The sequence below is a fragment of the Mesorhizobium sp. P2_C4 genome (genome assembly GCF_056404575.1).
Genome location: NZ_JBFUDT010000002.1, coordinates 810,719 through 836,422 on the forward strand (window position 1 = coordinate 810,719; position 25,704 = coordinate 836,422).

General features: G+C 62.5%; 26 protein-coding genes. 17 read left to right on the forward strand and 9 right to left on the reverse strand.

All coding sequences use genetic code 11. From position 1 onward, the window contains the following. Positions 1-101: 101 nt before the first annotated feature. Genes AC1DX6_RS10225 through AC1DX6_RS10235 form a run of 3 tightly spaced genes read left to right on the forward strand, consistent with a single transcriptional unit; the run spans position 102 to position 3,840 of the window. Entirely contained in the window at positions 102-1,718 is a 1,617-nt protein-coding gene (locus AC1DX6_RS10225) for a GMC family oxidoreductase (RefSeq protein WP_477312795.1), read from the forward strand. Then, positions 1,715-2,926: a mandelate racemase/muconate lactonizing enzyme family protein gene (locus AC1DX6_RS10230; RefSeq protein ID WP_477312797.1), complete on the forward strand. Its 1,212-nt coding sequence runs from the start codon at positions 1,715-1,717 to the stop codon at positions 2,924-2,926. Before AC1DX6_RS10225 ends, AC1DX6_RS10230 begins: the two co-directional genes overlap by 4 nt. Further along, complete coding sequence (locus tag AC1DX6_RS10235) at positions 2,923-3,840, forward strand: NAD(P)-dependent oxidoreductase (RefSeq protein WP_477312799.1); 918 nt, start codon at positions 2,923-2,925, stop codon at positions 3,838-3,840. The genes AC1DX6_RS10230 and AC1DX6_RS10235 overlap by 4 nt, the downstream gene beginning before the upstream one ends. Positions 3,841-3,932: 92 nt before the next feature. Here the strand turns inward: AC1DX6_RS10235 and AC1DX6_RS10240 are convergent, their stop codons facing one another. Next, the gene (locus AC1DX6_RS10240) at positions 3,933-4,871 is read right to left on the reverse strand and encodes a diacylglycerol/lipid kinase family protein (RefSeq protein ID WP_477312801.1); all 939 of its coding nucleotides are present in this window, start codon (positions 4,869-4,871) and stop codon (positions 3,933-3,935) included. 712 nt (positions 4,872-5,583) lie between these two features. Here AC1DX6_RS10240 and AC1DX6_RS10245 point away from each other — a divergent pair. The 3 genes from AC1DX6_RS10245 to AC1DX6_RS10255 all read left to right on the forward strand — a co-directional run bounded on the left by AC1DX6_RS10245 (position 5,584) and on the right by AC1DX6_RS10255 (position 7,812). Next, positions 5,584-6,018: a hypothetical protein gene (locus AC1DX6_RS10245; protein ID WP_477312803.1), complete on the forward strand. Its 435-nt coding sequence runs from the start codon at positions 5,584-5,586 to the stop codon at positions 6,016-6,018. Between the two features lie 5 nt (positions 6,019-6,023). Continuing rightward, the gene (locus tag AC1DX6_RS10250) at positions 6,024-7,154 is read left to right on the forward strand and encodes a hypothetical protein (protein ID WP_477312805.1); all 1,131 of its coding nucleotides are present in this window, start codon (positions 6,024-6,026) and stop codon (positions 7,152-7,154) included. Positions 7,155-7,290: 136 nt separating this feature from the next. Further along, the gene (locus tag AC1DX6_RS10255) at positions 7,291-7,812 is read left to right on the forward strand and encodes a hypothetical protein (RefSeq protein WP_477312807.1); all 522 of its coding nucleotides are present in this window, start codon (positions 7,291-7,293) and stop codon (positions 7,810-7,812) included. A 13-nt stretch (positions 7,813-7,825) separates the two neighbouring features. Here AC1DX6_RS10255 and AC1DX6_RS10260 read toward each other — a convergent pair whose 3' ends face one another. The 3 genes from AC1DX6_RS10260 to AC1DX6_RS10270 form a co-directional block, all read right to left on the reverse strand. Next, the gene (locus AC1DX6_RS10260; protein WP_477312809.1) at positions 7,826-8,431 is read right to left on the reverse strand and encodes a hypothetical protein; all 606 of its coding nucleotides are present in this window, start codon (positions 8,429-8,431) and stop codon (positions 7,826-7,828) included. A 39-nt stretch (positions 8,432-8,470) separates the two neighbouring features. Next, on the reverse strand, positions 8,471-10,093 hold the full coding sequence (locus AC1DX6_RS10265) for an FAD-binding oxidoreductase (RefSeq protein WP_477312811.1): 1,623 nt from the start codon (positions 10,091-10,093) through the stop codon (positions 8,471-8,473). A 177-nt stretch (positions 10,094-10,270) separates the two neighbouring features. Beyond that, complete coding sequence (locus AC1DX6_RS10270) at positions 10,271-10,513, reverse strand: DUF1344 domain-containing protein (protein ID WP_477312813.1); 243 nt, start codon at positions 10,511-10,513, stop codon at positions 10,271-10,273. A gap of 439 nt (positions 10,514-10,952) precedes the next feature. Between AC1DX6_RS10270 and AC1DX6_RS10275 the strand changes: the two genes are divergently transcribed. Further along, a complete protein-coding gene (locus AC1DX6_RS10275) occupies positions 10,953-11,447 on the forward strand; it encodes a YegJ family protein (RefSeq protein ID WP_477312815.1) in 495 nt (164 codons plus the stop codon). A gap of 13 nt (positions 11,448-11,460) precedes the next feature. On the opposite strand, the gene AC1DX6_RS10280 is transcribed toward AC1DX6_RS10275, so the two are convergent. Beyond that, positions 11,461-12,429, reverse strand: a complete 969-nt coding sequence (locus AC1DX6_RS10280) for a hypothetical protein (RefSeq protein WP_477312817.1) — start codon at positions 12,427-12,429, stop codon at positions 11,461-11,463. A gap of 54 nt (positions 12,430-12,483) precedes the next feature. Further along, on the reverse strand, positions 12,484-13,524 hold the full coding sequence (locus tag AC1DX6_RS10285; RefSeq protein WP_477312819.1) for a CapA family protein: 1,041 nt from the start codon (positions 13,522-13,524) through the stop codon (positions 12,484-12,486). Between the two features lie 161 nt (positions 13,525-13,685). On the opposite strand from AC1DX6_RS10285, the gene AC1DX6_RS10290 reads away from it, so the two are divergent. The 4 genes from AC1DX6_RS10290 (at position 13,686) to AC1DX6_RS10305 (ending at position 20,383) form a co-directional block, all read left to right on the forward strand. Continuing rightward, positions 13,686-14,939, forward strand: coding sequence for a hypothetical protein (locus tag AC1DX6_RS10290; protein WP_477312821.1), 1,254 nt, complete (start codon positions 13,686-13,688; stop codon positions 14,937-14,939). A 122-nt stretch (positions 14,940-15,061) separates the two neighbouring features. Further along, positions 15,062-18,085: an excinuclease ABC subunit UvrB gene (uvrB, locus tag AC1DX6_RS10295; RefSeq protein WP_477312823.1), complete on the forward strand. Its 3,024-nt coding sequence runs from the start codon at positions 15,062-15,064 to the stop codon at positions 18,083-18,085. A gap of 445 nt (positions 18,086-18,530) precedes the next feature. After that, entirely contained in the window at positions 18,531-20,057 is a 1,527-nt protein-coding gene (locus AC1DX6_RS10300; RefSeq protein WP_477312825.1) for an ABC-F family ATP-binding cassette domain-containing protein, read from the forward strand. 152 nt (positions 20,058-20,209) lie between these two features. After that, positions 20,210-20,383, forward strand: a complete 174-nt coding sequence (locus AC1DX6_RS10305) for a hypothetical protein (protein ID WP_477312827.1) — start codon at positions 20,210-20,212, stop codon at positions 20,381-20,383. 49 nt (positions 20,384-20,432) lie between these two features. On the opposite strand, the gene AC1DX6_RS10310 is transcribed toward AC1DX6_RS10305, so the two are convergent. Continuing rightward, on the reverse strand, positions 20,433-21,047 hold the full coding sequence (locus AC1DX6_RS10310) for a glutathione S-transferase family protein (protein WP_477312829.1): 615 nt from the start codon (positions 21,045-21,047) through the stop codon (positions 20,433-20,435). A 198-nt stretch (positions 21,048-21,245) separates the two neighbouring features. Between AC1DX6_RS10310 and AC1DX6_RS10315 the strand changes: the two genes are divergently transcribed. Continuing rightward, positions 21,246-21,674, forward strand: coding sequence for a VOC family protein (locus AC1DX6_RS10315; RefSeq protein ID WP_477312831.1), 429 nt, complete (start codon positions 21,246-21,248; stop codon positions 21,672-21,674). Between the two features lie 10 nt (positions 21,675-21,684). Then, a complete protein-coding gene (locus AC1DX6_RS10320) occupies positions 21,685-22,038 on the forward strand; it encodes a DUF1428 domain-containing protein (protein ID WP_477312833.1) in 354 nt (117 codons plus the stop codon). Positions 22,039-22,168: 130 nt separating this feature from the next. On the opposite strand, the gene AC1DX6_RS10325 is transcribed toward AC1DX6_RS10320, so the two are convergent. Next, positions 22,169-23,809: a tetratricopeptide repeat-containing sulfotransferase family protein gene (locus AC1DX6_RS10325; RefSeq protein ID WP_477312835.1), complete on the reverse strand. Its 1,641-nt coding sequence runs from the start codon at positions 23,807-23,809 to the stop codon at positions 22,169-22,171. Positions 23,810-23,983: 174 nt separating this feature from the next. After that, positions 23,984-24,166, reverse strand: coding sequence for a hypothetical protein (locus AC1DX6_RS10330; protein ID WP_477312837.1), 183 nt, complete (start codon positions 24,164-24,166; stop codon positions 23,984-23,986). A 368-nt stretch (positions 24,167-24,534) separates the two neighbouring features. Here AC1DX6_RS10330 and AC1DX6_RS10335 point away from each other — a divergent pair, with 368 nt between their 5' ends. From AC1DX6_RS10335 to AC1DX6_RS10350, 4 genes are all read left to right on the forward strand, one after another. Continuing rightward, a complete protein-coding gene (locus tag AC1DX6_RS10335) occupies positions 24,535-24,801 on the forward strand; it encodes a hypothetical protein (protein WP_477312839.1) in 267 nt (88 codons plus the stop codon). Continuing rightward, positions 24,798-25,046: a hypothetical protein gene (locus tag AC1DX6_RS10340; RefSeq protein ID WP_477272730.1), complete on the forward strand. Its 249-nt coding sequence runs from the start codon at positions 24,798-24,800 to the stop codon at positions 25,044-25,046. Before AC1DX6_RS10335 ends, AC1DX6_RS10340 begins: the two co-directional genes overlap by 4 nt. 189 nt (positions 25,047-25,235) lie before the next feature. Beyond that, the gene (locus AC1DX6_RS10345) at positions 25,236-25,370 is read left to right on the forward strand and encodes a hypothetical protein (protein WP_477312841.1); all 135 of its coding nucleotides are present in this window, start codon (positions 25,236-25,238) and stop codon (positions 25,368-25,370) included. A 116-nt stretch (positions 25,371-25,486) separates the two neighbouring features. Next, positions 25,487-25,702: a hypothetical protein gene (locus tag AC1DX6_RS10350; RefSeq protein ID WP_477312843.1), complete on the forward strand. Its 216-nt coding sequence runs from the start codon at positions 25,487-25,489 to the stop codon at positions 25,700-25,702. Positions 25,703-25,704 lie beyond the last annotated feature (2 nt).

Below are 25,704 nucleotides of genomic sequence, written 5' to 3' on the forward strand. Positions count from 1 at the left end.
GCGGTCGCTTTTTTCACAGCCGATGCCGGATGGCACGGCGACTTTCGGAGCCTGCGGCGTCTAGGCTGCGGCCTGAAATTCCGGAGCCGCCCGCACCCATCATGCAGAGTTTTGATTTCATCGTCGTCGGCTCCGGCTCGGCCGGTTCGGTTTTGGCGGAAAAACTGTCGGCCTCCGGCCGCTTCTCGGTGCTGGTGCTGGAAGCCGGTGGCACCGACCGCCGCTTCTACGTGCAGATGCCACTCGGCTACGGCAAGACTTTTTTCGATCCAGCGGTCAACTGGAACTACAAGCCGGAACCGGACCCCGGCCTTGGCGGCAATGTCGACCATTGGCCGCGCGGCAAACTGCTTGGCGGCTCAAGCTCGATCAATGCCATGGTCTGGATCAGGGGCGCGCGCGAGGATTTCGACGATTGGCGCGATGCCGGCAATCCCGGCTGGGGTTACGACGACCTGTTGCCGGGCTTCAAGGCGCTCGAGGACAATGAGGCAGGCGCCGACAGATGGCGCGGCACCGGTGGACCGCTGCACATCACCGACACGACCAACGCCGTCCATCCGCTGACCAGGCGCTATCTCGCCGCCGGCCAGCAGGCCGGCCTGCCGCTCAATCCAGACTTCAACGGCGCCGCCCAGGAAGGTGTCGGCACCTACCAGATCACCACCAGGAACGGCCGCCGTATGTCCGCGGCGCGGGCCTTCCTGCGGCCGGCGATGAAGCGCAAAAATGTTCGCGTCGAGATGAATGCGCTGGCGACCAGAATTCTGTTTCAGGGCAAACGCGCCGTCGGCATCGAATATCTGCAGAACGGCGAGACGAAGACCGCCCGCGCCGGTCGTGAAGTGATCCTTTCAGGCGGCTCGATCAACTCGCCGCAACTGCTGCAGTTGTCCGGCATTGGCCCCCAGGCGCTGCTCGGCAGCCTCGGCATACCCGTCGTCCACGCCAACGAGAATGTCGGGGCGAACCTGCAGGACCATGTTGGCATCAACTACACCTTCAAGGGCAAGGTGCCGACGCTCAACCAGATCCTGCGGCCATGGTGGGGCAAGTTGCTGGTCGGCATGCAATACATCCTGACCCGTTCCGGTCCACTGTCGCTGTCGATGAACCATGCCGGCGGCTTCTTCCGCACCGACCCGGCGGCGACGCGGCCCAACATGCAGCTCTATTTCCAGGCCTTTTCGACCCTCATTCCGAAAAGCGGCGAGCGGCCGATCCTGACGCCCGATCCGTGGCCGGGCTTTTCCATCGGCCTGTCCAACTGCCGGCCGTCGAGCCGTGGCGAGATCATGATCCGCTCCAGCAACCCGCGCGACTATCCCAAGATCGTCGCCAATGCCTATTCGACGAACGCCGATGTCGAAGAGATGCTGGCGGCGGTGAAGTTCGTGCGCAAGATCGCCTCGATGCCTGCGATGGCCGAAATCATCGAGGAAGAGGTTTTGCCGGGTCCTTCGATCACATCGGACGCCGATCTGATCCAGGATTTCAGGAAGCGTTCCGGCACCGTCTACCATCCGGTGTCGACCTGCCGCATGGGACCTGATCCCGCGCGCGCCGTAGTCGACCCGCGGCTGAAAGTGCACGGTCTGGAAGGCCTGCGCGTCATTGACGCCTCGATCTTTCCCGACAACATCACCGGTAACACCAACGCCGCCTCTATCCTGACCGGATGGAAGGGCGCCGAACTGGTCCTGGAGGATCAAAAATGAAAATCACCGACGTCAAGACCTGGGTTGTCGGCAACCCGCCGCCCGGCATCGGCGGCAAGTATTTCATCTTCGTCAAGCTCACCACCGATGGCGGTGTCGTCGGCTATGGTGAGGCCTACAACGCTACCTTCTCCGCCCATGTCACCGCCAAAATGGTCGAGGACATGGCCGAGCGCTATCTCCTGGGACGCGACCCGCACGACATCGAAAACTTCTTCCGCCGCGCCTATTCCTCCGGCTTCACCCAGCGCCCTGACGTTTCCGGCATGGGCTGTTTTTCGGCGCTGGAAATGGCCTGCTGGGACATTATCGGCAAGGAGGCCAACAAGCCGGTCTACAAATTGCTTGGCGGCCAGGTGCACGAGACACTGCGCTCCTACACCTACCTCTACCCACACACTGGTAGCGTCCATTCCGAGGATGCGCACGGCAAGAACGTCTACAACGACCCCGATCTGGCCGCCGCCTGTGCTCTCGAATATGTGGAGCAGGGTTTTACTGCGGTCAAGCTCGACCCGGCCGGCCCCTACACCGCTTTTGACGGCCACCAGCCGCGCCTCATCGACATCGACCTCTCCACCCGAATGATCAAGGCGATCCGCGAAGCGGTCGGCACAAGAGCCGATATCCTGTTCGGCACCCACGGCCAGTTCACTGCTTCAGGCGCATTGCGTATGGCCCGCGCCATCGAACCCTACGACCCCCTCTGGTTTGAGGAGCCGGTGCCGCCGGACATGCCCGAAGTGATGGCGCAGGTGGCCCGCGGCACGTCGATCCCGATCGCCACCGGAGAGCGGCTGACGACCAAGTTCGAATTCGCCCGCGTCATCGAGAACCGGGCGGCCACCATCCTGCAGCCCGATCTCGGCCGCTCCGGCGGTATTCTCGAGACCAAGAAGATCGCCGCCATGGCCGAGGCCTACCACATCCAGGTCGCCCCGCACTGTTATTGCGGGCCGATCGTCGGCGCCGCCAACATCCAGCTGGCGGTGACCTTGCCCAACTTCCTGATCCTGGAATCGCTGAAACAGTGGGATGGCTTTCACGCGACGCTGCTGAAGAAGAAGATCGAGTGGCAGGACGGCAATGTCATTCCGTCGAAGGAGCCGGGCCTTGGCGTCGAGCTCAACGAAGCCGTCTGCGACGCGCATCCCTACACCGGCAAGGAACTACATCTGCAGATGATGCAGACGCCGTTGATGCCGTGAGCGAAAACTACGCTTTCATCGGCCTTGGCCATCTCGGCGGCAACCTCGCCGCCAGCCTGGTCCGCAACGGCTTTGCCGTCACCGTCTTCGACCGCGACCCCACCGCCGTCGAGCGACTCATCGCGCTCGGCGCCAGCGCTGCCGACAGCCCGGCCGAGGCGGCAGCACGGGCCGGCAATGCCATCACTTGCCTGCCCTCGCCCAAGGTGAGCGAAGCGGTGCTCGCCGGCCCCAGCGGGTTGCTCGAAGGCCTGCCCCAGGGCGGCACCTGGATCGAGATGTCGACCAACGGCCGCGACGAGATATTGCGGCTCGCAGCGTTGGCTTCGGCAAGTGGCATCGAGACGCTCGAATGCCCGGTCACCGGTGGCGTGCATCTGGCGGCGGTCGGCAAGATCACCGCGCTGGTCGGTGGCGATGCGGCGCTCTACGAACGCCACCGGCCGGCCATCGAGGCGATGTGCGCAAAATCGTTTCTGATGGGGCCGGTCGGCTCGGCAGCGGTGATCAAGGTCATCACCAACATGCTGGCCTTCATCCATCTGGTCGCGGCCGGCGAAGCGCTGATGCTGGCCAAGCAAGGCGGGCTCGACCTCGCCCAATCCTACCACGCCATCGTTGCGTCCTCCGGCAACAGCTTCGTCCACGAGACCGAAAGCCAGCTGGTGCTGAACGGCTCCTATGACATCGGCTTCACCATGGACCTGGCGCTGAAGGACCTCGGCTTTGCGCTCGGCATGGGCGAGAAATTCGGCGTGCCGCTCGACCTTGCATCACGCGTCAACGCGATTTTCGAGCAGGGCAAGTCCGCCTATGGCGGCGGCGCCTGGTCGACCCAGATCGTCAAGCTGCTCGAAGATGCGGTCGGCACCGACCTGCGCGCACCCGGTTTTCCGGCCAAGCTGGAAATCTGAGGCGACTAAATTTTACAAGCGATTTCAGCGAATTGGGCGGCTGGTCGGAATCAAGCCCGCAACTGCCTGAATCAATCCCTTAACGTCTTGGTTCAATATCTGAGCGTCAGCGCGCCGGGCAGGATCTCAAAGGTGGCCGGTATGCGCCCCGGCGACTCACCGTCTATGTCGACCAGCGCGCCGTTCTTTTCCACATCGCCCAGCGGTTCGACAACCACTTTCTTGCCACGCAAGATTGTGATCGCCGGATGGTTACGATGCCGGCCGCCGTAAAGCAGGCGGATGTCCCAGATCAGCTTCAGCTTGCCCGCTGCCCGCAGGATGACGATGTCGAACTGGCCGTCGTCCAGTTCGGCGTCGGGCGCGATCATCATGCCGCCGCCGAAGAACTTTCCATTGGCCACCGCCACCAGTGCCATGCGCGCTTCCACCGGGGTGCCGTCGTCCACCGTGATCCTGACGTCCTGGAAGCGGTAGCGGATAAACTCGACCACGGTGCGCCACAGGAACAGCGCCTTGGCCGACATCTTGCCCTTGCGCTTGTCGGCATTGACCGCGCGATCGGTGGCACCGGACAAGCCCAGGCTGGCGATGTTGATGAAGTGGCGGCTGGCCAGCGCGCCATGATCGTCGATGTAGCAGATGCGCCCGGCATCGACCGTGCGGGCCTTGGACTCGGCGATCTGCTTCAGCGTCGCGTCGACGTCGCGCGGCAGGCCGAGCCCGCGGGCAAAATCGATGCCGGTGCCGCAAGGCAAAAGGCCAAGCTCGGTCGTCCGGCCGCTTTCGGCAGACGCCTGCAGCAGCCCATCGGCCACTTCGCTGGCGGTGCCGTCGCCGCCAGCCGCGATCACCAGGTCGAAGCCGGTTGCCGCCAGATCGAGCGCCAGCCGTTCGGCATCGCCTTCGGCTTGCGTCTCACGCAGTTCGAAATCGCCAAAGTGCTTTTTCAGCGAAGCGGCGACCTCCGGCCAATGCCGCTTCAGCCGGCCGCCGCCGGCAATCGGATTGAGAATGACCCCGACCTTCAAGCACACCCTCCCCAGGGAGATCGAAGACGCTTGCGCCTCGAATCCTTTGCCGGCATTGAAGACCGCGCCGGACTGCGGGGCAAGATCGAATGTCCTGAGCATACCACAAATGACAGGACCCGCCTGTCCGCCGGGTGCGGCCGAAAAATCGCTCCGCTGCCTGGAACAGTCCCCGATAATCCCGCTATCCACAGGCTCGCGCCAGTATCGCAAACCACTTCCCCGGCGTACGTTAAACCCATCTCAGGCGGCTACCGATCGCCACGCCGAAAGGCAAAGCGAAAAGGCGGATTTCCTGAGGCCCGTACGGCCCGGAGCGAAAGCAGGCTTGCCTGTTCGAGGGACGGATGCCGAGACCTACGGGGCCGCGGAAAGCGTGCGAACGCCAACGGCGGACCGATGCTGCCATGAAGGACGGCAAAAACCTTCGATGGCGCGCTGGGCGAAGCTCGCAAGGGTGGAGATCGGCGTGGTCTGGAACGGGAGCTGCCCTCGGGTGGTGACTGGCAGGACCGTCAAAATCAAGGCCGGCAAGGCGCGATGACTTTACGGAAGTTGCTGCCGCGACCGTGTCCTGATCTGACAGGGAGGCGCTGGGAGAAATCCCGGCGCCGACTGTCTTTCTGGCAATCCCCCACAACCTGTCGTGGTGCCGCTTCACCCAGCGGCAGAATCGGCTACTATCGCCGCGTCGCTTGAAGGGGGATACTTCATGACGCTGATCCAGAAGCTTGCAGTCGCCTATGCTTTGCTGTTCTTCGGCGTTGTCGCCATCGGCTATATACCGGCCTTCAACGACGCCGACGGCAATCTGTTCGGCCTGTTCTCCTTGCAATGGTATGACGACCTGCTGCACGCCTTCTCCGGCGTCTGGGCGCTGGCTGCCGCCTTCATCTCGCATCGCCAGGCGGTGTTCTATTTCAAGCTGTTCGGTTCGGTTTATCTGTTCGACGGTGTGCTCGGCCTGGTCACCGGTTCCGGCTGCCTCGACGCGGGCATCTTCATCAACGGCTTCCGCTCACTCAACGACATCGAATTCCCGACCCGCTTCTTCGCCAACCTGCCGCATCTCGTCATTGGCGGCTTCGCCGTCTATGTCGGCTTCTGGCTGTCGAAGCGCATATACGACCACTTCGCCACGGCCTGACCGGAATGTTCCTGTTCCGCTGGCTAAAGCGCATCATCAAGACGATCCTCTGGCTGGTCGTCATTGTCATACTCATCCCGATCGTCGGGCTGAGCTATGGCTTCCTGACCACGTCGTCCCTGGACACGGCACCTCTGGCAGGCACCGCCGATGGCGCGCCACCGAAGGCGCTGGCCAACAAGGTGCGCGCCGAGATCCCCGGCTACCAGCGGCCGGAGGAATCGACCTACCTAACCTATCCCGAATGGTCGATCGTCTACGCCGCCCGCGAATATGCCGGCTTCGTCGCCAAGAACCAGCCGAGCGGCTTCCCCTACTTCGCCTATGTCGGCCGCTTCTGGCAGGACTATGCGATGGTCACCCGGGCCAGCGCGAACTACAAATTCAACTTCGACAACCACCAGATGCTGGTCGTCATCGGCACCAGCCACACGATCGAGCACGTCTTGCAATGGGCCTATGAGAACACGATCGGCCGCATCACCGAGGCGACCGCAGGCAAGCGCACCGCAACCGACATCTATCAGGCCAAGGTGGCGGGCGAATACGCGGCTTTCCTCGATCAAGTGCCGTGGTACCAGTTTCCCTATGCCGAAAAGCGCGCCGGACTGTTTGCCGTGCAACCGGCGCCGGGCGACAGCAGCGTGCGCACCAGCGAACGCAAGCTCGCCTTCGGCCTCGCCGATACGATCAAGCAAGCCTATGCCGACCTGATCACCAAGGCACTCGCCGCCACCTCCGACCCGGCCCTGCTCGACATCCATGTCTGGACGAAAGGCCCGGTCGGCGAAGCGACACGTGACGAACCCGACACCTTGCTCGAGCGCGACTTCGGCGCCGACGGCACGATCTTCGTCACCAGGCGCTATCAGGTGTTCACGGAGATGATCCCGCGGCTGATCGACAAGGGCGTCTCCTTCGTCGAAATCGGCGGCAATGACGAGATCATGGTCAGTGTGCTGTCCGCCAACGAAGTCGCCGTGCCGGAAGGCGCCCGCATCCTGTTCAGCTATCCGCTTCCGGCCGACCCGGCCACACGCCGCACCGGCCTGACCGTCGCCGTGCGCAAGCTGCATCTGGTGCTGCCGGCGCTGATCAAGGCAGGCGCCAAGCTCGAACACGTCTACGACTACTGAGGTTTTTCGGTCACAGCCGATACCCCTTGGGCGTCCTGCTGCGCTTCGTCTTGCTCATTCCTTGATTGCGGCCAAAATCCCGCCTTGTTCGGCAGCGATGGGTCGTCTGGGGGAGGCAACTCGAAGGGACAAGACCGTGATCAAGACCGCCCTTGTCGCCATGACCATCGTCGGCTGCGACTGCGACGCCAAGCTTTGCGAATATATCGGCGAGACGCCGGCCAAATGGGCAACCATCGCCGACTGCCAGGCCGCGATGAAGAGCCAGATACTGCACCAGAAAAATTTCAACTACCCGCTGGTCTCCGGCATCTGCCGCACGAAGGGCTCGTCGTCCACCTCGCAACTGGCCGCGACCGCATCGCGCCCAGAGCTGAAGCCTGTCAGCAGGGTCGTTAAGGTTGAAAGCCCGCTGCCCCCGGAATTGAGCCATCGGCCGAGCGTCCCTGTCGGCGCGCAGACCACCGCCATGGAAGCGGCCGCCGCCCGGCCCGTTGCCTACGAGCAAGTGGTCGATGGCGGAACCGGCGTGCTCTATCGCACGAAAAACGGCTACGCCGTGGTCAAGACCGACCTTGGCCGCGCCGCGTCGGCGACTGTGGGCATCGCAAAGCGGTCGGCGAACTGGCTGGCGGGGTTGATGCCGGACGGGCTGTAGGCTCGACTGGGCTCTAAAGCTTAATCTGCAGGCTCTGCCAAAATCTGTCGATCAGCGGCCCTTCGGCCTTGGCGTTTTCAGCGCCAAGGCGCGTCACCACGATGACGCCCCGGTCGGCCGCGCCGAAGCTGAGCACCTCGTAGTCAGCGCTGTCGGTCCGCGTTTTGACCGTGCCACGGATGCCGGTCATCTCCCTGCCATCGGCAAGCTTGCGCGTTGTCGGCTCCTGGGTGAGCGTCGCGCCCGCCTGCACTGATTCCTTGGTCATCTCCTGCAGCATCAGCTGGTTGAGCGACACCGGGTTCATCGTCGAATATTCCTGCAGGATGACGATCGTTCCAAGCGCCGACGCCATCAGATACTGGGTGATGTGCTCATCCAGATCGGTCTTGCTGACCGGGACGTCGCTTGGATGGACGAAGGAAAAATTGTCGCCTGAAAAGGTGGCGAAGTCGTTGCGCTGCAGCGTCGCCCTGGCCTTCTTGCCATCCGGCAAGGTGACGTCGACGCTCTCGCCGGGATCGATATCGACGGCGACGCCGTCGATCGTCAGCTTGAACGCCTTGAGGTCTTGCGATCCTGCCGGACCGCAGCAAAGCGCCACAACAGCCAGTGCCATTGCCGTTGATCTCATTCGCATTGCTGCTCCAGTCGTCTGCTACGCCACGCCGCTCAGCACTTTGATCGCACGATAGAAGGTCGAGGAAAACAGCCCCGTCGGATCATATTGCCGCTTGCTGGCGAGGAACGCCGGCAATTCTGGATAGGACGCCAGCAATTCCGCGGCCGTATAATGCAGCTGGTAAGGTAGAAAAAACCGCCCGCCATGCCTGATCGTCACGTCGATCAGCGCCCGCGTCAGCGCCCGCATCCTGGCATTGCCGTCGGCGTCGGTGGGCTGGTTGATGTAGAGCACCAGCGAATAGGCCGGTTCCGGCGCATAGGTCAGCGCCACATCTTCCTTGTGGACGATGCGCACCGAGGCGTTGAGCACCGGCAGGCTCTGGTTGCGCAGCAGTTCTCGCGCTTCGTCGATGAATGAATTGTAGGCAGCACGAGGGATGAAATACTCGTGCAGTATGTCGGTCTCGTCCATCAAATCGTTGAACAGATAGGGCACGGAATCGTGCATCGGGTTGTTGCGGGTGACGAGGCAGGCCTCGCCCTGCGCCATCGCTGTCGTGCGCGCCACCGTGCAGCTCTCGAATTTCGGCTCCAGCGTCTTTTCGGTGAACCATTTCAGTTCCTGGAACAGCGCGCCTTTTTTCGCCAGGTTCATGATCACCCGTTTCAGGCCGACGCCATCGGGTTCGCCAATCGCCGGCTGGTCGGTCGGCGGCTGGTCGGCCACCTTGTCATAGCGGTAGACGATCATGTCCTCGAGAAAATTGCCCGGCGCCGTCGACAGATGGCCGTAGAACAGGCCGATGTCCTTGTTGGGCTCCAGCACCTCGGCGAAGTATCTCGGAAAATCGTCCGACTTGATGATTTCGCGGCTCGTCCGGTAGACGGCGTTGTCGACAATGTCGAGCGTTGCCTCGAGCACCACGCCGAACAGGCCGTAGCCGCCGACGACATGGCGAAACAGCTCGACATTCTCGGTCGGCGAACAAATCGTCACCGACCCGTCGGCCAGCATCACCCGCATCGAGCGGATCGAGCCGGCGACCGAGCCGGCCTGATGGTCCATGCCATGCGCATTAACCGACAGCGAACCGCCAACCGAAAAAATGTCGGTAGACTGCATCGCCTTCACCGCAAAGTGCGGATGCAAAAGGTTCTGGATGTCATGCCAGCGCGCGCCGGGCTGCAAGGTCATGGTCGTTGCAGCGGCGTCCACCGTAACCTTGTTGAACTTGCGCATGTCGAGGACCAGCGCATTGTCGTCGAAGGCGTGGCCGCCCATCGAATGGCGAATGGCGGCCAGCGACACTTTCAGACCATTGGCGCGGGCAAAGGCCAGCGCCTTGACGATGTGCTCTTCCTCGCTCACCTCGACCACACCGTAGACCGGTGTCATCGACAGCCCGCTGGCATCGTTGATGTCGCCGCCTTTGCTGAGCCATGGCAGCGAAGAGTCGTAGGCCGGCGCGTTCGACAGCGGCTTCAGCGGCAGGGCGATGCCGTCTATATCGGCAATGCGTCCGGCATTCTTCTGCCCCGACGGACCGCGCGCCAGCCGCGCCACGGTGGTCCCGCCCCACAGCACAGCACCGCCGACCACGGCAGCACCAAGCAGCAGCCGCCGAGACAGGCGAAACCCTTTTTTCTCTTCGACCATGCCCCACCCCGCTGCCTCAGGGATAGCGCGCGGCTTTGGCAAAAACCATAGCGGGGCACGGCGAAACCGCAGCGCGGCTGCATCAAAAGCGGCCGGCCCCGGACGGGACCGACCACTCCTGGGACAGGGGCATTGTTAAAAAAGTTCCTGGCAGCAGGCTGCTGCCGACGATAATTTCTACGAAGCTTTTTCGATCGACGTGACCAGCCCGGTCTTGTCGTCGACTGTCACCGCCACCTTGGCGCCGATCTTCAGTTTTTCGATCGCCGCTTCCGGCGGCAGCTGGTAGATCTTGCCGTCGTCAAGCGTGATCGACTTGGTTGTCGGATCGACCGCCTGGATGGTGCCTTGAACGGTCGCGGCATAGGCGGTGCCAACAAAGGCGAGCATGGCGGCGGTGGTCACAAGGATTTTCTTCATCGGTAGGTACTCCGTTTCAGTTTGCCGGGACCGCCGCCTCCTGGAAGCGACAGCCACCGAACACCCCAAAGCTGGTACGGAAAGCGACCTGCCGCAAATCACGTTGAGTGAATTTCGCAAACAGAATCAGCTACTTAATTCTGACACATTGTTTTTGCCAGCGCGACTTCCGGCCGTTTCGGCTCCTCGGCAAGAGCGCTTCTTCCCGCGAAAAGAGTCACTTGGCCGATCGTGGCGGGCGGCTTTCGGCCATCACGCAGCCGCCGCAATCCAACTCTGTCGGCATCACGAAACAGACTGCTGGCCAGTTTCTCGGTACAAATTTTGTTTCATGGATGAGGCCAAACCACCACCCCGAAGCGGATGCAACTCGCGCCCCGGTTGCAAATCGGGGGTGGATGCAGGATGGTGACGACCATTACGATGAAGGGGGCCTTCCATGAAGCTTGCAGTCCGGATCATGATATCCTTGGTGCTGGCGCTTGCTCCGGGGTTGGCCAGCGCACAGGGCGCGGATCCGGGTGACGACAAAACGATTGCCTTCACTCGTGACGACCCCGACATGGCGGCAGCGACTGCGAAGGCGCTCGCCAGCCTGGACGAATTCCTGGCTTTGTCCGCGGCTCCTCCCTCCGGCACGGACAGGTTCAAATTGAAGGTCAAGGTGCGCGACGGGAACGTCACCGAACACTTCTGGGTCATACCGTTCCGCCGCACCGAGAGCGGATTTGTCGGCATATTGGCGAACCAGCCGGAGGAAGTGCACAACGTCGTTCTCGGCCAGAACATAGAATTCACCAGGGGCGATATTTCCGACTGGGGATACACAAGCGGCGGGCGTCAGATCGGCAGCTTCACCGTCTGCGTAATGTTCAAGAAAATGTCGAAGGAAGAGGCAGACTACACGCGCGACAAATACGGCTTCGACTGCTGACGGCGCGGCCCGGCTAACCCGCGTCGTCCTTCGCGCCGATCTTGCGGACCAGCGCCACCGTCGCCAGCATCGCGCCCATGTCGGCGATCATCGGTGCGACATGGGTCTTGTAGTCGACCGGCACCGAGATGGCGGGCAGCTCGAAGAAATTCTTCGTCTGCGGCAACAGCAGAAAACCGTCGCTGCCGTTGAGCGCCACCCGCGCCGGATCATCGGGCCATGTTTCGTGCAGCCATTTCAGCGCCTGCGCCAGCCGGCCAGTCACCAGCGGTCTGGCTGCTTCGATATTGTCGGTGCGGAATTCGTAGGCAGCATCGAGCGCCGCGTCGCCGGAAGACAATTCCTGCATCTTCGCTGTGAATATGCTGCGGAAGAAACCGACGACCGCATTGGCCCGCCGCGCCGCCACCAAAGTCCCCGGGAACGTCTCGATGGTGTCGAAGGCGACGATGACGCCTTTGAATGTTGTCGACGAGCCTTTGCCCGTGCTTGCGCGCAGCTCTGCCTCGTAGAGCTCGAACGGAAATTCCTCGTAGCGGCCGGACACGATGTCGTCGAAGGCTTGGCGGTTGAAAGGACCGACCACGGCACGTGGCAATCGGTCGAAGGAATTCGGCGTCACTCCCTGCTGATAGCGCACATCTCTGATGAAGCCGAAGATGATCGGCAACAGCGTGTCGCGGAACGATTGCTGTATGCGCGTCGCCGGCTTGATCGCCTGGAAATAAAGCAGGAGCGCGGCGAAGAAACCGCCGATATAGAGGAATACATGCGGTGTCGAAAACCACTGTTCGTTGGCGTCAGCGACCTTGTTGAACAGCCAGGCCACCAGCACGACAAAGCCCAGCAGCAGTCCCAAAAACACCGGCACCCGCCAGCGCACCTGCCGGTAGGCCGACGCCCGTCCGGCCTCATAGGTTTCGATATTGGTCCTGATGCCGGCGATCACCGCTTCGCTCGGCATGAAATCCGCTGTTTCCATCGCCCCCTCGCAAGCCTGACTGTACTCATGATAGCCGCTTTTGCGGGAAAGTCGTCAGCCGTCAAAAATCGCTTTCAACCGACCCTCGACCTTGCCGCGTAGCCGGCCCTGCAGCGCCTCCACCGGCACCAGTTGCTCATGATTGCCGGCGCGCAGCCGCATGAACGGGTGCAGTCCGTAGGCGGCAATAGCACCCCGCATACCGAGGTCGGCACTGATATCGGCGACGAAAATGCACCCGATGCGGCCGGGCCATGGCTGGCGGGCAAAGGCAGTGCCAAGAAAATCGCCAAGCCCATAGGCGACAAGCGTCTTGCCGAGCCACTCAGCCGGCTGCACGACATGGGCGTGGTGGCCGGCGATCAGGCCCACCCCATGCCCGGCCATCAGCCTGGCCAGGGCCCGTGTTGCCGGCCTTGGAAAATGCCGGAACTCCCAGTCCCAATGCGGCACGGCGCAGACGAGATCGACCCCCTTGGCCGCATCGCGCTGCCATCGCGTCGGGTCGCCTTGCATCGACACGCGGCCGGCAAACAAAGCCGCATCTGCATTGCGCCACAGCGTGAAGGCAGCAAAGCCGATGGTCAGCGGCCCAACCGCAAGCCGCGCGACCGGACCTTTGGCAGCGGTGCCGATGCTGCGGATACCGAGGCGCTTGAGCGCGGCAACCGTCTCGTCAAAGCCAGCCACTCCCTGGTCGAACACATGATTGTTGGCCAGCGACAACACGAGCTTCCTGTGTGAGATGCCGACGGCCGCCAGCGCGTCTGCAAGAAATCGCTCGGTCATCGCATGATGTGTGCCGAGCCGCGTGCCGGCGACAACGCTTGGTCGTTCCACGACCGGGCTTTCGCAATTGCCGATCACCAGATCGGCGGAATCAAGCAGCGCTGCGATGGCCGGGTCGCATTCGGGCGCGGCACGATTGGCAACCGCCGAGATATCGCCGACGAAGGCCAGCCGCACCGTCCGCGCCGGCGGCGGTTCGATCATGGTTGCGGCCGCCGGAGCAAAGCCATTGATAGCGCCGCCGAGCGAAGGCTTCAGGAAGCGCGGCAGCCACGACAGTTTGTAGGAGAGCGGATAGTTCGACACGCAATGCCCAATCGTTTGCCTTGTGTAGACTGTCTGCTGGAATGGTTGAAGCGTCGACTCTTGGTCAATTGAAATACGGGCCCGCATCGCATCAGGACCGACAGGCGCGGCGCAGCAGATGCGTGTATGGTTGCTGCGGAACAGCACATCGGAGGACCAAGATGACCCGACTTTCGAGCCTGCTGGCATCAGCGTTCATTCTGCTGCTGCCGCTGTCTTCCTCTTTCGCTGCAGCGCCCGAAGCAGCGGCAGCCCTGTTCGAGGCGAAAACCGTGGCCGAGCGCGATACCGCGCTCGCCACGCTCGAAGCAGCGGCACCGGCCGATCCGGCCTCGGCCTATGCCGCCGGCGCCGGCGAATTCTTCACCGCGCTGGAGATCCTCGCCGGTGGCCTGCACCGCCACGGTTTCGACAGCCCGCAATCCTTCATGCTGCCGCTGATGCGGCTGCCCGTGCCGGACAATCCCAATCCCGAACCGCTGACCTACGAGCAGTTTCGCGCCGTCCTGGTCGCCTTCCGCGACCGGCTGGAGAAATCCGCGGCAACGCTGGGCTCGGTGCCGGACGATCCCGATATCGGCATCGTCATCGACCTCGCCCATGTCGGCGTCGACCTCGACGAGGATGGCAACATCACGCCGCAGGAAAGTCTCGCGGCAATCATGGCGGCGCTGTCGAACAACAGCGGCGATGCGCCGGATGCCACCCCGCTCATTTTCCGCTTCGACCGCGCCGACGGTTTCTGGCTGCAAGGCTATGCCGAGTTTCTGATGGCGCAGGCGGATTTCTGGCTGGCGCATGATTTCAAAAACACTTTCGACGGTTCGTTCCACATGCTGTTCCCGCGCGCCAGGCTGCCGCTGCAGGATATTCTCGTGCCGCCGGACGGCGGCATGGGCGGCGGCATCCTCACCTCGGAATGGCGCCTGGCCGATTTCATCTCGCTGGTGCATCTCATCAACTGGCCGGTGGTCGAGCCCGAGCGCCGACAAGCGGCGCGCCGCCATCTGCTGGAAATGATCCGGCTATCGCGCGAGGACTGGAAAGCGATCCGTGCCGAGACCGACAATGATCGCGAATGGCTGCCCGGCCCGCAGCAGAAAGGCACCAACCGGCTCACCGGCCTCGAAGTCGGCGAGGAGCAGGTCCAGGCCTGGCTCGCCACCTTGACCATGGCCGAGGATCTGCTCGAAGGCCGCACCTTGCTGCCGCATTTCCGCATCACCGGCAAAGGCATCAACATGAAGCGCTTCTTCGACGAACCGAAAAACTTCGACCTCGTGCTGTCGATCACCGGCCCAGCAATCGCGCCCTATCTCGAAAGCGGAAAGATCCTCACCAGCGAGGAATTCAACCAGATCCAGCGCCAGTTCGGCGGCGGCGGGTTTCTGACGTTTGCGTTGTGGTTCAACTGAGGGAAGAACGCGGTTCAGGCGACACATGCTGCTGACACCCTTGTGTCAGCAGCATGGTTTCGCCCCGGGCCCTCCGCTACTCGGCTCTTTCCATTTTGGCTGACTCTGCCCATATTCGCGGCATGGCCAAACTTTCCGACAAAAAGACGCCGCCGCCGGCGGGCGACAACAGCGCTTCGCCGCCCAAGCGGCGCAGCCCGCTGACCGATTTCCTCGATGCATCGGAGCCCCTTCACAAGGGCGGCTTTGCCGAGGCGCCGCAGGCCGAATTCACCGGCGCGCCGCTGACCGGCTCGATCGCCGACTGGGCCGAGCAGATCGAGCAGGAAGCCGAGAAGGAAGGACGCCTTTCCGGCAAGGATAGCGGCAGATCGGCGAAGACGGCGAAAAAGATCCCCGAACGCTCCGCCGCCCCGGGCCGCTCGTCGCGCGGTACCTCGATGGGCGGCGCGGCTTCGGCCCGGGAGCGAACCGCGGCCGGCCTCAACCCGGTCGCCGGCCTCGACATTTCGCTGGAAGATGCCGAGACCATGGCCTCCGGCGGTGTGACCGCCACGGTCGCCGCTTTGTCGGCGCTGATCGAATCCGGCAATCCCTTGCACAAGGACGGCGTGCTGTGGACGCCGCACCGCCCTGCCCGTCCGGAAAAATCCGAAGGCGGCATCGCGATCAAGATGGTGTCGGATTTCGAGCCGGCCGGCGACCAGCCGACAGCGATCAAGGACCTTGTCGAGGGCGTCAACGACAATGACCGCACCCAGGTGCTGCTCGGCGTCACCGGCTCCGGCAAAACCTTCACCATGGCCAAGGTGATCGAGGAGACGCAGCGCCCTGCCCTGATCCTGGCGCCCAACAAGACGCTGGCGGCGCAGCTCTATTCCGAGTTCAAGAAATTCTTCCCGGAAAACGCCGTCGAGTATTTCGTCTCCTACTACGATTATTACCAGCCGGAAGCCTACGTCCCGCGCACCGACACCTTCATCGAGAAGGAATCCTCGATCAACGAGCAGATCGACCGCATGCGCCATTCGGCGACGCGCTCGCTGCTCGAGCGCGACGACGTCATCATCGTCGCATCGGTGTCCTGCATTTACGGTATCGGCTCGGTCGAGACCTATACGGCGATGACCTTCCAGATGCAGATCGGCGACCGGCTGGACCAGCGCGCGCTGCTCGCCGACCTCGTCGCCCAGCAATACAAGCGCCAGGACATCAATTTCGTGCGCGGCTCGTTCCGCGTGCGTGGCGATACGATCGAGATCTTTCCGGCCCACCTGGAAGACCGCGCCTGGCGCATTTCGATGTTCGGCGACGAGATCGAGCAGATCACCGAATTCGACCCGCTGACCGGCCAGAAGACCGGTGAGTTGAAAAGCGTCAAGATCTACGCCAACTCGCACTATGTGACGCCGCGCCCGACCCTGAACCAGGCGATCAAGTCGATCAAGGAAGAACTCAAGCACCGGCTTGTGGAACTGGAACGCGCCGGTCGCCTGCTCGAGGCGCAGCGGCTGGAACAGCGCTGCCGCTTCGATCTTGAGATGCTGGAAGCCACCGGTTCCTGCGCCGGCATCGAGAACTATTCGCGCTATCTCACAGGCCGCCAGCCAGGTGATCCGCCCCCGACCTTGTTCGAATACATCCCTGACAATGCGCTGGTCTTCATCGACGAGAGCCACGTCACCGTGCCGCAGATCGGCGGTATGTATCGGGGCGACTTTCGCCGCAAGGCGACGCTGGCCGAGTATGGCTTCCGTCTGCCGTCCTGCATGGACAACCGGCCGCTGCGCTTCGAGGAATGGGACGCGATGCGCCCGCTCTCGGTCGCGGTTTCGGCGACGCCCGGCGGCTGGGAGATGGAACAGTCCGGTGGCGTCTTCGCCGAGCAGGTCATCCGCCCGACCGGGCTGATCGATCCGCCGGTCGAGGTGCGACCGGCCAAGTCCCAGGTCGACGATGTCGTCGGCGAAATCCGTGACACCACCAAGGCCGGTTACCGTACGCTGGTCACCGTGCTGACCAAGCGCATGGCCGAAGACCTGACCGAATATCTGCACGAGCAAGGCGTCCGCGTCCGCTACATGCACTCCGACATCGACACGCTTGAGCGCATCGAGATCCTTAGGGATTTGCGCCTCGGCGCCTTCGACGTGCTGGTCGGCATCAACCTGCTGCGCGAGGGTCTCGACATTCCCGAATGCGGCTTCGTCGCCATTCTCGATGCCGACAAGGAAGGCTTTTTGCGCTCGGAGACTTCGCTGATCCAGACCATCGGCCGCGCCGCCCGAAACGTCGACGGCAAGGTCATCCTCTATGCCGACCAGATCACCGGTTCGATGGAGCGGGCGATGGCCGAGACCAGCCGCCGCCGTGAGAAACAGATGGAGTGGAACGAGGCCAACGGCATCACCCCGGAATCGGTCAAGTCGCGCATCTCCGACATTCTGGATTCGGTCTATGAGAAGGACCACGTCCGCGCCGATATCTCGCAGTTCACCGACAGCGCCGGCGCCATGATGGGCAACAATCTGAAGGCCCATCTCGACGCCATGGACAAGCAGATGCGCGAGGCCGCCACCAATCTCGATTTCGAGAAGGCGGCGCGCATCCGCGACGAGATCAAGCGGCTGCGCGAGATGGAACTCTCCATCTCCGAAGATCCGCTGGCCAAATACGCCGACATGGAAAGCCCTGTCTCGGGCCGCGAGAAGGGCAAGCACAACAAGGGCGTGGCCAAACATCGTACTTCAGAGGAACAGGAGCGTTTCCGCAAGCTCGACGCGGCACAGGCTGCAGAAGAGGCGGCCAAGGCGGCTCGGCCCAACCTCTTCCGCAAACCTGATCTCGACGCCATGGGGCCAGGCACCGACATGCCAACACCGGCCGGTGCGGTGTCGCGCTCGCTGTTCAAGAAGCAATCAGCCGAAGAGGCGCATGGTTCCGATTTTGGGATTCCCGGCGAGCCGGTCAAACCGTTGTTCAAGAAGAACTCGCTGGACGAGATGACGGTTCGGCGGACCGAAACACCGATCGAAGGCGACAAACCGGTCAAGCGCGAACGCGCCGGCATTGGTTCCTATGAGGATCCGGCCGACGCCCGCCGCGAAAAGCGGCGGCCGGCCAAGACGGGTCGACCGGGCCGATAGGGCGCCCTTCCCTTCTCCCCCTGTGGGAGAAGGTGGATCGGCGCGCAGCGCCGAGACGGTTGAGGGGTGTTCCAGCGGGGTGAGACGTCGGTGTTCCCGGGAACACCCCTCATCCGACCTCGCTTCGCGAGGCCACCTTCTCCCACAAGGGGAGAAGGAAAGTGCGCTCCCCTTGCCATCCGCCCACTCTCTGGTGTAGCCATTCCCCACACTCGAACGTCTTGAAAGGAGGGCTGCGTGTTTATCGATCACCATCGTCAGCGTGGCCCGATTTCTGCCCTGCGAGCTAGCTTGCAGGGCTGACCAGGGACATCACGGGTTTTTCCCGCTTCGTTTTTTTGGTCTGCCCTTCGTGGTGCCGCAACGCCGAGCCTGATGGCCAGTCTGCGCACCGTCAAAGTGCATCGAACCGGAGTTTGTCTCCGGACAGACCAGAGAAATCACCATGGCCCTGATCAGCCTCAAATCCCTCGGCGTCACCATGAGTGCGCCGCTGTTTTCCAACCTCGACCTCACCATCGGCACCGGCGACCGGCTCGGCATCGTTGCCGCCAATGGCCGCGGCAAGTCGACCTTGCTCAAATGCCTGACCGGCGAGATGGAGCCGACCTCCGGCGACATCACCCGCACCCGCGGCCTGCGCGTCGGCCATGTCGAGCAGTCCGTTCCCGCTGCCCTTCTCGGCCGAAGCTTTCATCAGGTGGTGGCCGATGCCTTGCCGCCCGAGCAGGCCGACAGCGAGCTGTGGCGCGTGGACGTGGTGCTGGATTCGCTCGATGTGCCGGAGCCGATGCGCGAACGGCCGATGCGGGCCTTGAGCGGCGGCTGGCAAAGGCTGGCGCTGATCGCGCGCGTCTGGGTCACCGATCCGGACGTGCTGCTGCTCGACGAGCCGACCAACCATCTCGATCTCGCCAAGATCAGCCAGCTGGAAAGCTGGCTGAACGCGCTGCCGCGCGAGGTGCCGGTGGTCATCGCCAGCCACGACCGCGCCTTCCTCGACGCCACCACCAACCGAACGCTTTTCCTGCGCCCGGAACAGTCGCCGGTGTTTGCGCTGCCCTACTCCAGGGCAAGGCAGGCGCTGGACGAAGTCGATGCCTCGACCGAGCGGAAATTCCAGCGCGACATGAAGGTGGCGCAGCAATTGCGCCGGCAGGCCGCCAAGCTCAACAACATCGGCATCAATTCGGGCAGCGATCTTTTGGTGGTCAAGACCAAGCAGCTCAACCAGCGCGCAGAGCGCCTCGAAGACTCCGCTGCACCGGCACACCGCGAGAAATCGGCGGGCGCGATCAGACTGGCCAATCGCGGCACCCACGCCAAGGTGCTGATCACGCTCGACGACGCCGCGGTCGAAACGCCCGACGGAACCCTGCTGTTTCGGACCGGCAAGCGTCATATTTGCCAGGGTGACCGTATCGTCCTGCTCGGCCGCAATGGTGTCGGCAAGTCGCGCTTCGTCACCTTGATCCGCAACGCCATCGCCGAGCCGGAAACGGTGCTTAACGTGAAGGTGACGCCGTCGACGGTGCTCGGCTACAGCGACCAGGCACTGGCCGGTATCAGCGGTGACGACACGCCGCTGGCGATGGTTTCACGCCGCTACGATGTCGGCGAGCAGCGCGCCCGCTCGCTGCTTGCCGGCGCCGGCGTCGTCATCGAGATGCAGGAGAAAAAGATCGGCGTGCTGTCGGGCGGCCAGAAGGCGCGGCTGATGATGCTGGCGCTCAGGCTCGCCAATCCCAACTTCTATTTGCTCGACGAGCCAACCAACCATCTCGACATTGACGGCCAGGAAGCGCTGGAAACCGAATTGCTGGCGCATCAGGCAAGCTGTCTGCTGGCCTCGCACGACCGCTCCTTCATCCGCGCCATCGGCAACCGCTTCTGGCTGATTGACAAGCGGAAGCTGACTGAAGTCGAGGACCCCGAAGATTTCTTCCGCTCGGTAGCCGAAGCGACAGGTTGAGGAACTGCCGGAATGCATGGGCCGCCTGGTGTTGCGGCCCATGTTTTCGCATGTCTCGCAAATATTTTCGGCGCTCTGTCGGATCGCTTGAACGCGCCACGTCCTTGGGATGCCGACACGATGATGCCGGCTTCAACCGAGGAGAAAGCATCATGTCCATTCTGTCATCCATAGGCCGCGTCGCCACGCGCTACGCACAGAACCGCGCCCGCCATCGCAGCGAGCAGGCGCTGTTGTCCCTGCCGATCGAATTGCGCAAGGACATCGGCTGGCCGGAAATTGTCATCGACGCGCAAAACGGTCCACGGATCCGCAGGGCTCCCTGACCATGCCCGGGAGAAGCATCGATGCCGGCCGTCAAGGGGCGACCGTTGCTCAGTCATGCGTGTCGCCCGACAGCGGCGTCGCCTGCATCGATGCGCGCTTTTCAAAAACCTCGAACCAGCGGGTTAATTGTGCTCGCGCGCGAAACGACGGAAGCTGGCGAAACGCCATCCAGGACAACGTGGTGGCAAGCGCAATATGGCCGACATGGAGCGGCGCCTCGTCGTCCAGCGCGCTTTCGAGCCAGTCGTAGCTCGCCTCGATCTTTTCCCGGTATCCCTCCGCAAGAGCGGCATAGCGCAGCTGTTCGGGCCGCCTTTCGGTCTCCCAGCGCAAACCTATGCCCGTCTGCGCCAGGCCCTGGGCGACCGCTTGCAGCCGCAACGCCTGCCAGCGCGCCTCGCCGTCTTGCGGCAGCAGCTTGCGGCCATCATGCAGCGTGTCGAGATAGGCGCAGATGACATCGGAATCGAAGAGCGGCGGCGCATCGGGCCGCAACAGCACCGGCACCTTGCCGAGGGGGTTTTCGGCATAGACGCGCGCATTGCGCAGGGTCGGACTGGTCTCGTGATGGATGACCTCGAGCCGATCGGCAATGCCAACCTCATGCGCGAAGACGAGCGCCTTGCGCGCGAACGGTGAGTGGGTCTGGTAGTAGAGGATCATTGTCGCCTCAGGGATGGAAGCAATCCCCTTTTCTAGCCTGCGGGTCGCGAGGATTGCGCTCTGATTGGGCGCTCCCGATGCAAGTTCATTTCACGCCAAAAAATCGCAGCGGCCATGTAGGATTGCTACCGCCCCGTTCGTCCTAAGGTTCGCAAGGCCAGACCAAACGCCCAGACGAAACGCAAAGAGGAGCAAGACATGACCGACCAGACCCCCGTTCAGCCGGCCGCGAAAGTTCTCGGTGGATTGACCCCCTATCTGCAACTGGACGGCGCCTTCAAGGCCGCCGAATTCTACAAGAAGGCCTTCGGCGCCGAACAGGTGTTCTTCTATCCGCCCGATGATCAGGGCCGCACCATGCACATCCACCTCCACATCAATGGCTCGACGCTGATGATTTCCGATTTCTACCCCGAAAACGGCATGCCCCCCGTCAAGCCACAGGGCTACACCATGCAGCTTCATCTCGGCGCCGACGAGATCGATGGCTGGTGGAAGCGCGCCGTCGATGCCGGCTGCGAAGTCGCCGTTCCACTCCAGGTCATGTTCTGGGGCGACCAGTGGGGCAACATGCGCGACCCCTTCGGTGTCGAATGGGCAATGAACGCGCCGGCGAAGCCGGCATAGGAGAACCACCATGTCCTATGTCGATGGTTTCGTACTCGCCGTGCCCAAGGCAAATCTCGATGACTACAAGAGGCTGGCCAACCTCGCGGGCCCTATATGGATGGAACACGGCGCGCTCGCCTATGTCGAATGTATCGGCGACGACGTTCCCTATGGCGAGCTGACCTCGTTTCCACGTGCCGTTCAGGCCAAGGACGACGAGATCGTCGTCTTCGCCTGGGTGGTCTATGAATCCAGGCAGAGCCGCGACACGGTGATGCCCAAGGTGATGGCCGACCCGCGTTTGACACCCGATTGGGGGCCAATGCCCTTCGATATGAAGCGCATGATCTTCGGCGGCTTCCAGCCCTTCATGGAGCTTTGACGCCAAGCTAGGTCGAGATTGAGGTCAGGCCGAGCCGAGAACGGTTGATACCGAGAACCGGAGCGGAGCGTACTTGAAGTACGTGAGCACCGGAAGCGCAGGTATCGGCCGTTCGCTGGCCGGCCTCACCTCAATATCGGCCTAGCTTGTCCAGCAGCGGCTTCAGCCTGTCCCCATAGCGCTTCCACAGATCGACCGAGCCCTGGTACATCGGCTGACGCACTTGCGCGGCCGAGGCCGTGCGCACGGGACGGTCGGTCTCGTGGAACGACAGCACGGCATCGTTCCACGGCAGGCCGAGATGGGCGATCAGCGCCCGCGTCTGCCCTTCCTGGTCGGCGACGAAATCCTCATAGCGCACGTCATGCACGACGCCGGGCAGCACGGCGCGCCAATGCGCCATGATGTCGGTGTAGAGATTGTGGAAATCGGCGAGCTCGCCAAGGTCGTAGCCATAGCGGTGGCTGTCGCCGCGGAAATGCACCTTGTAGATCGAAAGGCATGTCGCCGCCGCATCGCGCGCGCAATGGATGATCTTGGCATTCGGCAGCGCCATGTGGATGAAGCCGATGAGCAGGAAGTTGCCGGGCATCTTGTCGGTGACATGCCTGAAGTCGGGATAGCGGGCGTGCAGCATGTCGAGATAGGCTCGGCCGGCCTCGGCAAAATTCGCGTCGGGTACATCAACCAGTCCCCAAGGGAACCCGCCGGGCATGGTCGTCGGGAACTGCTTGCCAACCGCGGTCTTCAGGATGCTGAGCTCGCCTGCGCCATAGACCTGCGGATGGCTGGCGATGATCTGTTCGACCAGCGTGGTGCCCGAACGCGGCATGCCGACGACGAAGATCGGCGTGTCGTCGGCAATCGGGCTTGGCTTATGCTTTTCAAAAAAGCCGGCGTCGAACACCGTCTTCATCGCCTCGAATTCGGCGCGCGTCCTGACCGGATCATAGTCGATGCCCTTGCGGCGGATCGCATTGCCTTCGGCGAAATAGTCGAAGGCTCTGTTGTAGTCCTTCAGATCGTCATTGGCCTTGCCGAGACCGAAGGATAGCTGCATGCGCGCCAGGCTGTCGGCGGGCGCCTTGGCGTGCTGCGCTTCCATGCCGGTCAGTTCCGCGTCGCGCTCCTTCTGGCGCTTGACCTGCGTCAGCATCAGCCACGCTTTGGCCATGCCTGGCGTGATCGCTAGCGCTTGCCGGAACAGGTCGGCCGCTTCATCGAGCTTGCCTTTTTCCATCAGCCCGACGCCGAGCCCATGCAACAGATCGGCATCCTTCGGACGGATCGTCAGCGCCTCGCGGAAAACGGCCAATGCCTCATCCAGACGTCCGGCTTCCTGCAGCGTTTCGGCAAGCCCGATGCGCGCACGGACATGGAAGGGATTGCGCCCGACTGTGCCGCGATAGATCGTTTCGGCCTCTTCGAACTGGCCGAGCTGTTTCAACGCAGAACCCAGATTATCGCGTGCCGCGAGCTGGTCGGGCTTGAGATTGACCGCACCGCGGAAAAAATCCACGGCCGCTGCAACGCGACCGAGATCGCGCATCACAGTGCCGAGATTGTTGAGGAAATCGGGATTCTTCGGCTGCAAACGCACCGACTGCTCGATCAGCTCCAGCCCTTCGGCGCTGCGCCCGGTCTGGTGCAGCAGCAGCCCGAGGAAATGCGCCGCAGCAGGGTGATTGGCCTTTTGCGCCAGCACTTGCCGGTACAGCATCTCGGCCTCTTGCCGGCGGCCGGCCTGATGCAGCTGCAACGCCTGCTGCACGCGCTGGTCAAGCCCTAGCGGCGGCTGTCCGCCTGAGCCGGAAGTGGCGCCCGCGCCTGCCGGGCTTCTTGGATCTCTGGTGATGGGAAACCTGCCGTGTTTGTCCGCTTGCCGGACCTAAGCCATGACAGACGCAGATTCAAGAGCGGACCAAGGACAGGGATCCGGCTCCTGTCAAATCAGGCGGTTGCTTTCGGCAAGCTGGCGCGCGCGCCGCAGCGTTCCGTCGGTGTCGGCGATCGTCCGCCTTGCGGCCTCGTCGCTTCTGATCGTCAGCCGCGCCGAGATGACTTTGATCGGCTTGACGATCGGTTTGATCGTCACTGTGGAGCCGTCCGGGGTTTTTACAGAAATCATGTTTTCTTCTCCTACGCCTAAATAAAATGCAAATGCCGGGACAAATGTTCCGGCGAAATATCAAACAATTTTTGAGAATGCGTCCGCATCCTATCAGCATTCTACAGATAGATATAGCGGACGATTTTTGCGACAAGATCAGGGCTTTACGGGAATCTTCTTGATTTGTCCCGCATTTCGGAATAAAGATTTGAGGTCATTTTTGGGTCAGGCTTGGCATCTCGCGGCGTCAGAGTTTCTCGACCCGTCAATCTCATTCCAGATCGCCGACACCCAGATTGCCGATACAGGGGCGCGCCACGCCTCGCGACCATTTCTCTCTTTGAAGAAACCGCTTGCGCGGATTGATAGAACATCGAGGCACTAGAATGTCCGGCCGCACCACCCATTCCATCGCCCACTTTACGGCACCTTTCGTGCTCGGCGGGCTGGAAGGAAAATTGCCGGCCGGCGACTATGACATCGACCACGACGAAGAGCTGATCGACGGCATGTCGTGGCTTGCCTGGCGCCGTGTCGCCACCTTCATCCATCTGCCGGCAAGGACGGTGAAAAGCCCGACCAGCCAGCTCATCGCCATCGACCACGCCGAGCTCGAAACAGCGCTTCGGCAAGACCGGGAGAACGCCGCATGATCCGTTTCCAGCAGAATGCACGCCCGCGCACCGACACGCCCGCACATCTCTTCGCGATCGGCCAGACGGTCCGCATGAAGAGCCGCACCGGCCTGGTGCAGAAGACCGCGGAATTGTTCCAGATCAAGAGCATGATGCCGGTCAAGGACGGCTCGCCGCAATACCGCATCCGCAGCGAGCAGGAGACCCACGAGCGGGTTACCACCGAAGACAATCTCGAAGCGGCCGACAATCCGGCCGTCTAATGCATGTCGCCCAAAAGTGCGCAGCGATTTTGGGACAATGACATGCATAAGACAAAGATCTAAAGCGCGTCTCGCGACGCGCTTTGGACCATAGCGCTTGAACAACGAGACAGAGCCCCATCCCGATCCAACGGGGGTGGGTCAGGCTCGCGTCCGCACCTCAACAGACACGCAACGAGGGATCAGAGAATGGCCAAGGGTCAACAGCGCAGCAACCGCGAGACACGCAAGCCCAAGAAGGACAAGGTAGCGGCAAAACCGGCTTCGCCCTTCGGCTCGGCAGTCAAGCAGGCAGAAAGCGGATTGAAGCCGAAGTCCAAGTAGCATTTCGGACTGAAGCCAACGGGCGGCTCGTTCCTCGAAGGCGAGAGGCGCCGCGGCATGACTGCCGCGAGGCAGGACAGCCAAACACCTGTCCAACACGGAGGCGCGCTTGAACTTTGTCATCGAGTTCTATCGGTCGTGATGCCGACGAGGCGATGCTCGACAAGGTGTCGCTGGAGGCGCCGAATTTGCGTGCCGCCTTGCAAGGCGCAACCGCGCTCTTCCACACTTTGGCCATGCCGCAGATCCCCGACCGCCTGCGCATTTCCGACGAAGATGGCAGCGAGCTTTACGCTGGGCCTGCAGATGGGGCGTATCCCGTAGAGGTGTGAGA

Bases quoted from the DNA above. Each gene is read 5' to 3' on its own strand.
- AC1DX6_RS10225 (WP_477312795.1), top strand. From the start codon at position 102: ATGCAGAGTTTTGATTTCATCGTCGTCGGCTCCGGCTCGGCCGGTTCG.
- AC1DX6_RS10230 (WP_477312797.1), top strand. From the start codon at position 1,715: ATGAAAATCACCGACGTCAAGACCTGGGTTGTCGGCAACCCGCCGCCC.
- AC1DX6_RS10245 (WP_477312803.1), top strand. From the start codon at position 5,584: ATGACGCTGATCCAGAAGCTTGCAGTCGCCTATGCTTTGCTGTTCTTC.
- AC1DX6_RS10250 (WP_477312805.1), top strand. From the start codon at position 6,024: ATGTTCCTGTTCCGCTGGCTAAAGCGCATCATCAAGACGATCCTCTGG.
- AC1DX6_RS10260 (WP_477312809.1), bottom strand. From the start codon at position 8,431: ATGGCACTGGCTGTTGTGGCGCTTTGCTGCGGTCCGGCAGGATCGCAA.
- AC1DX6_RS10265 (WP_477312811.1), bottom strand. From the start codon at position 10,093: ATGGTCGAAGAGAAAAAAGGGTTTCGCCTGTCTCGGCGGCTGCTGCTT.
- AC1DX6_RS10270 (WP_477312813.1), bottom strand. From the start codon at position 10,513: ATGAAGAAAATCCTTGTGACCACCGCCGCCATGCTCGCCTTTGTTGGC.
- AC1DX6_RS10275 (WP_477312815.1), top strand. From the start codon at position 10,953: ATGAAGCTTGCAGTCCGGATCATGATATCCTTGGTGCTGGCGCTTGCT.
- AC1DX6_RS10280 (WP_477312817.1), bottom strand. From the start codon at position 12,429: ATGGAAACAGCGGATTTCATGCCGAGCGAAGCGGTGATCGCCGGCATC.
- AC1DX6_RS10290 (WP_477312821.1), top strand. From the start codon at position 13,686: ATGACCCGACTTTCGAGCCTGCTGGCATCAGCGTTCATTCTGCTGCTG.
- uvrB (WP_477312823.1), top strand. From the start codon at position 15,062: ATGGCCAAACTTTCCGACAAAAAGACGCCGCCGCCGGCGGGCGACAAC.
- AC1DX6_RS10300 (WP_477312825.1), top strand. From the start codon at position 18,531: ATGGCCCTGATCAGCCTCAAATCCCTCGGCGTCACCATGAGTGCGCCG.
- AC1DX6_RS10305 (WP_477312827.1), top strand. From the start codon at position 20,210: ATGTCCATTCTGTCATCCATAGGCCGCGTCGCCACGCGCTACGCACAG.
- AC1DX6_RS10310 (WP_477312829.1), bottom strand. From the start codon at position 21,047: ATGATCCTCTACTACCAGACCCACTCACCGTTCGCGCGCAAGGCGCTC.
- AC1DX6_RS10315 (WP_477312831.1), top strand. From the start codon at position 21,246: ATGACCGACCAGACCCCCGTTCAGCCGGCCGCGAAAGTTCTCGGTGGA.
- AC1DX6_RS10320 (WP_477312833.1), top strand. From the start codon at position 21,685: ATGTCCTATGTCGATGGTTTCGTACTCGCCGTGCCCAAGGCAAATCTC.
- AC1DX6_RS10330 (WP_477312837.1), bottom strand. From the start codon at position 24,166: ATGATTTCTGTAAAAACCCCGGACGGCTCCACAGTGACGATCAAACCG.
- AC1DX6_RS10335 (WP_477312839.1), top strand. From the start codon at position 24,535: ATGTCCGGCCGCACCACCCATTCCATCGCCCACTTTACGGCACCTTTC.
- AC1DX6_RS10340 (WP_477272730.1), top strand. From the start codon at position 24,798: ATGATCCGTTTCCAGCAGAATGCACGCCCGCGCACCGACACGCCCGCA.
- AC1DX6_RS10345 (WP_477312841.1), top strand. From the start codon at position 25,236: ATGGCCAAGGGTCAACAGCGCAGCAACCGCGAGACACGCAAGCCCAAG.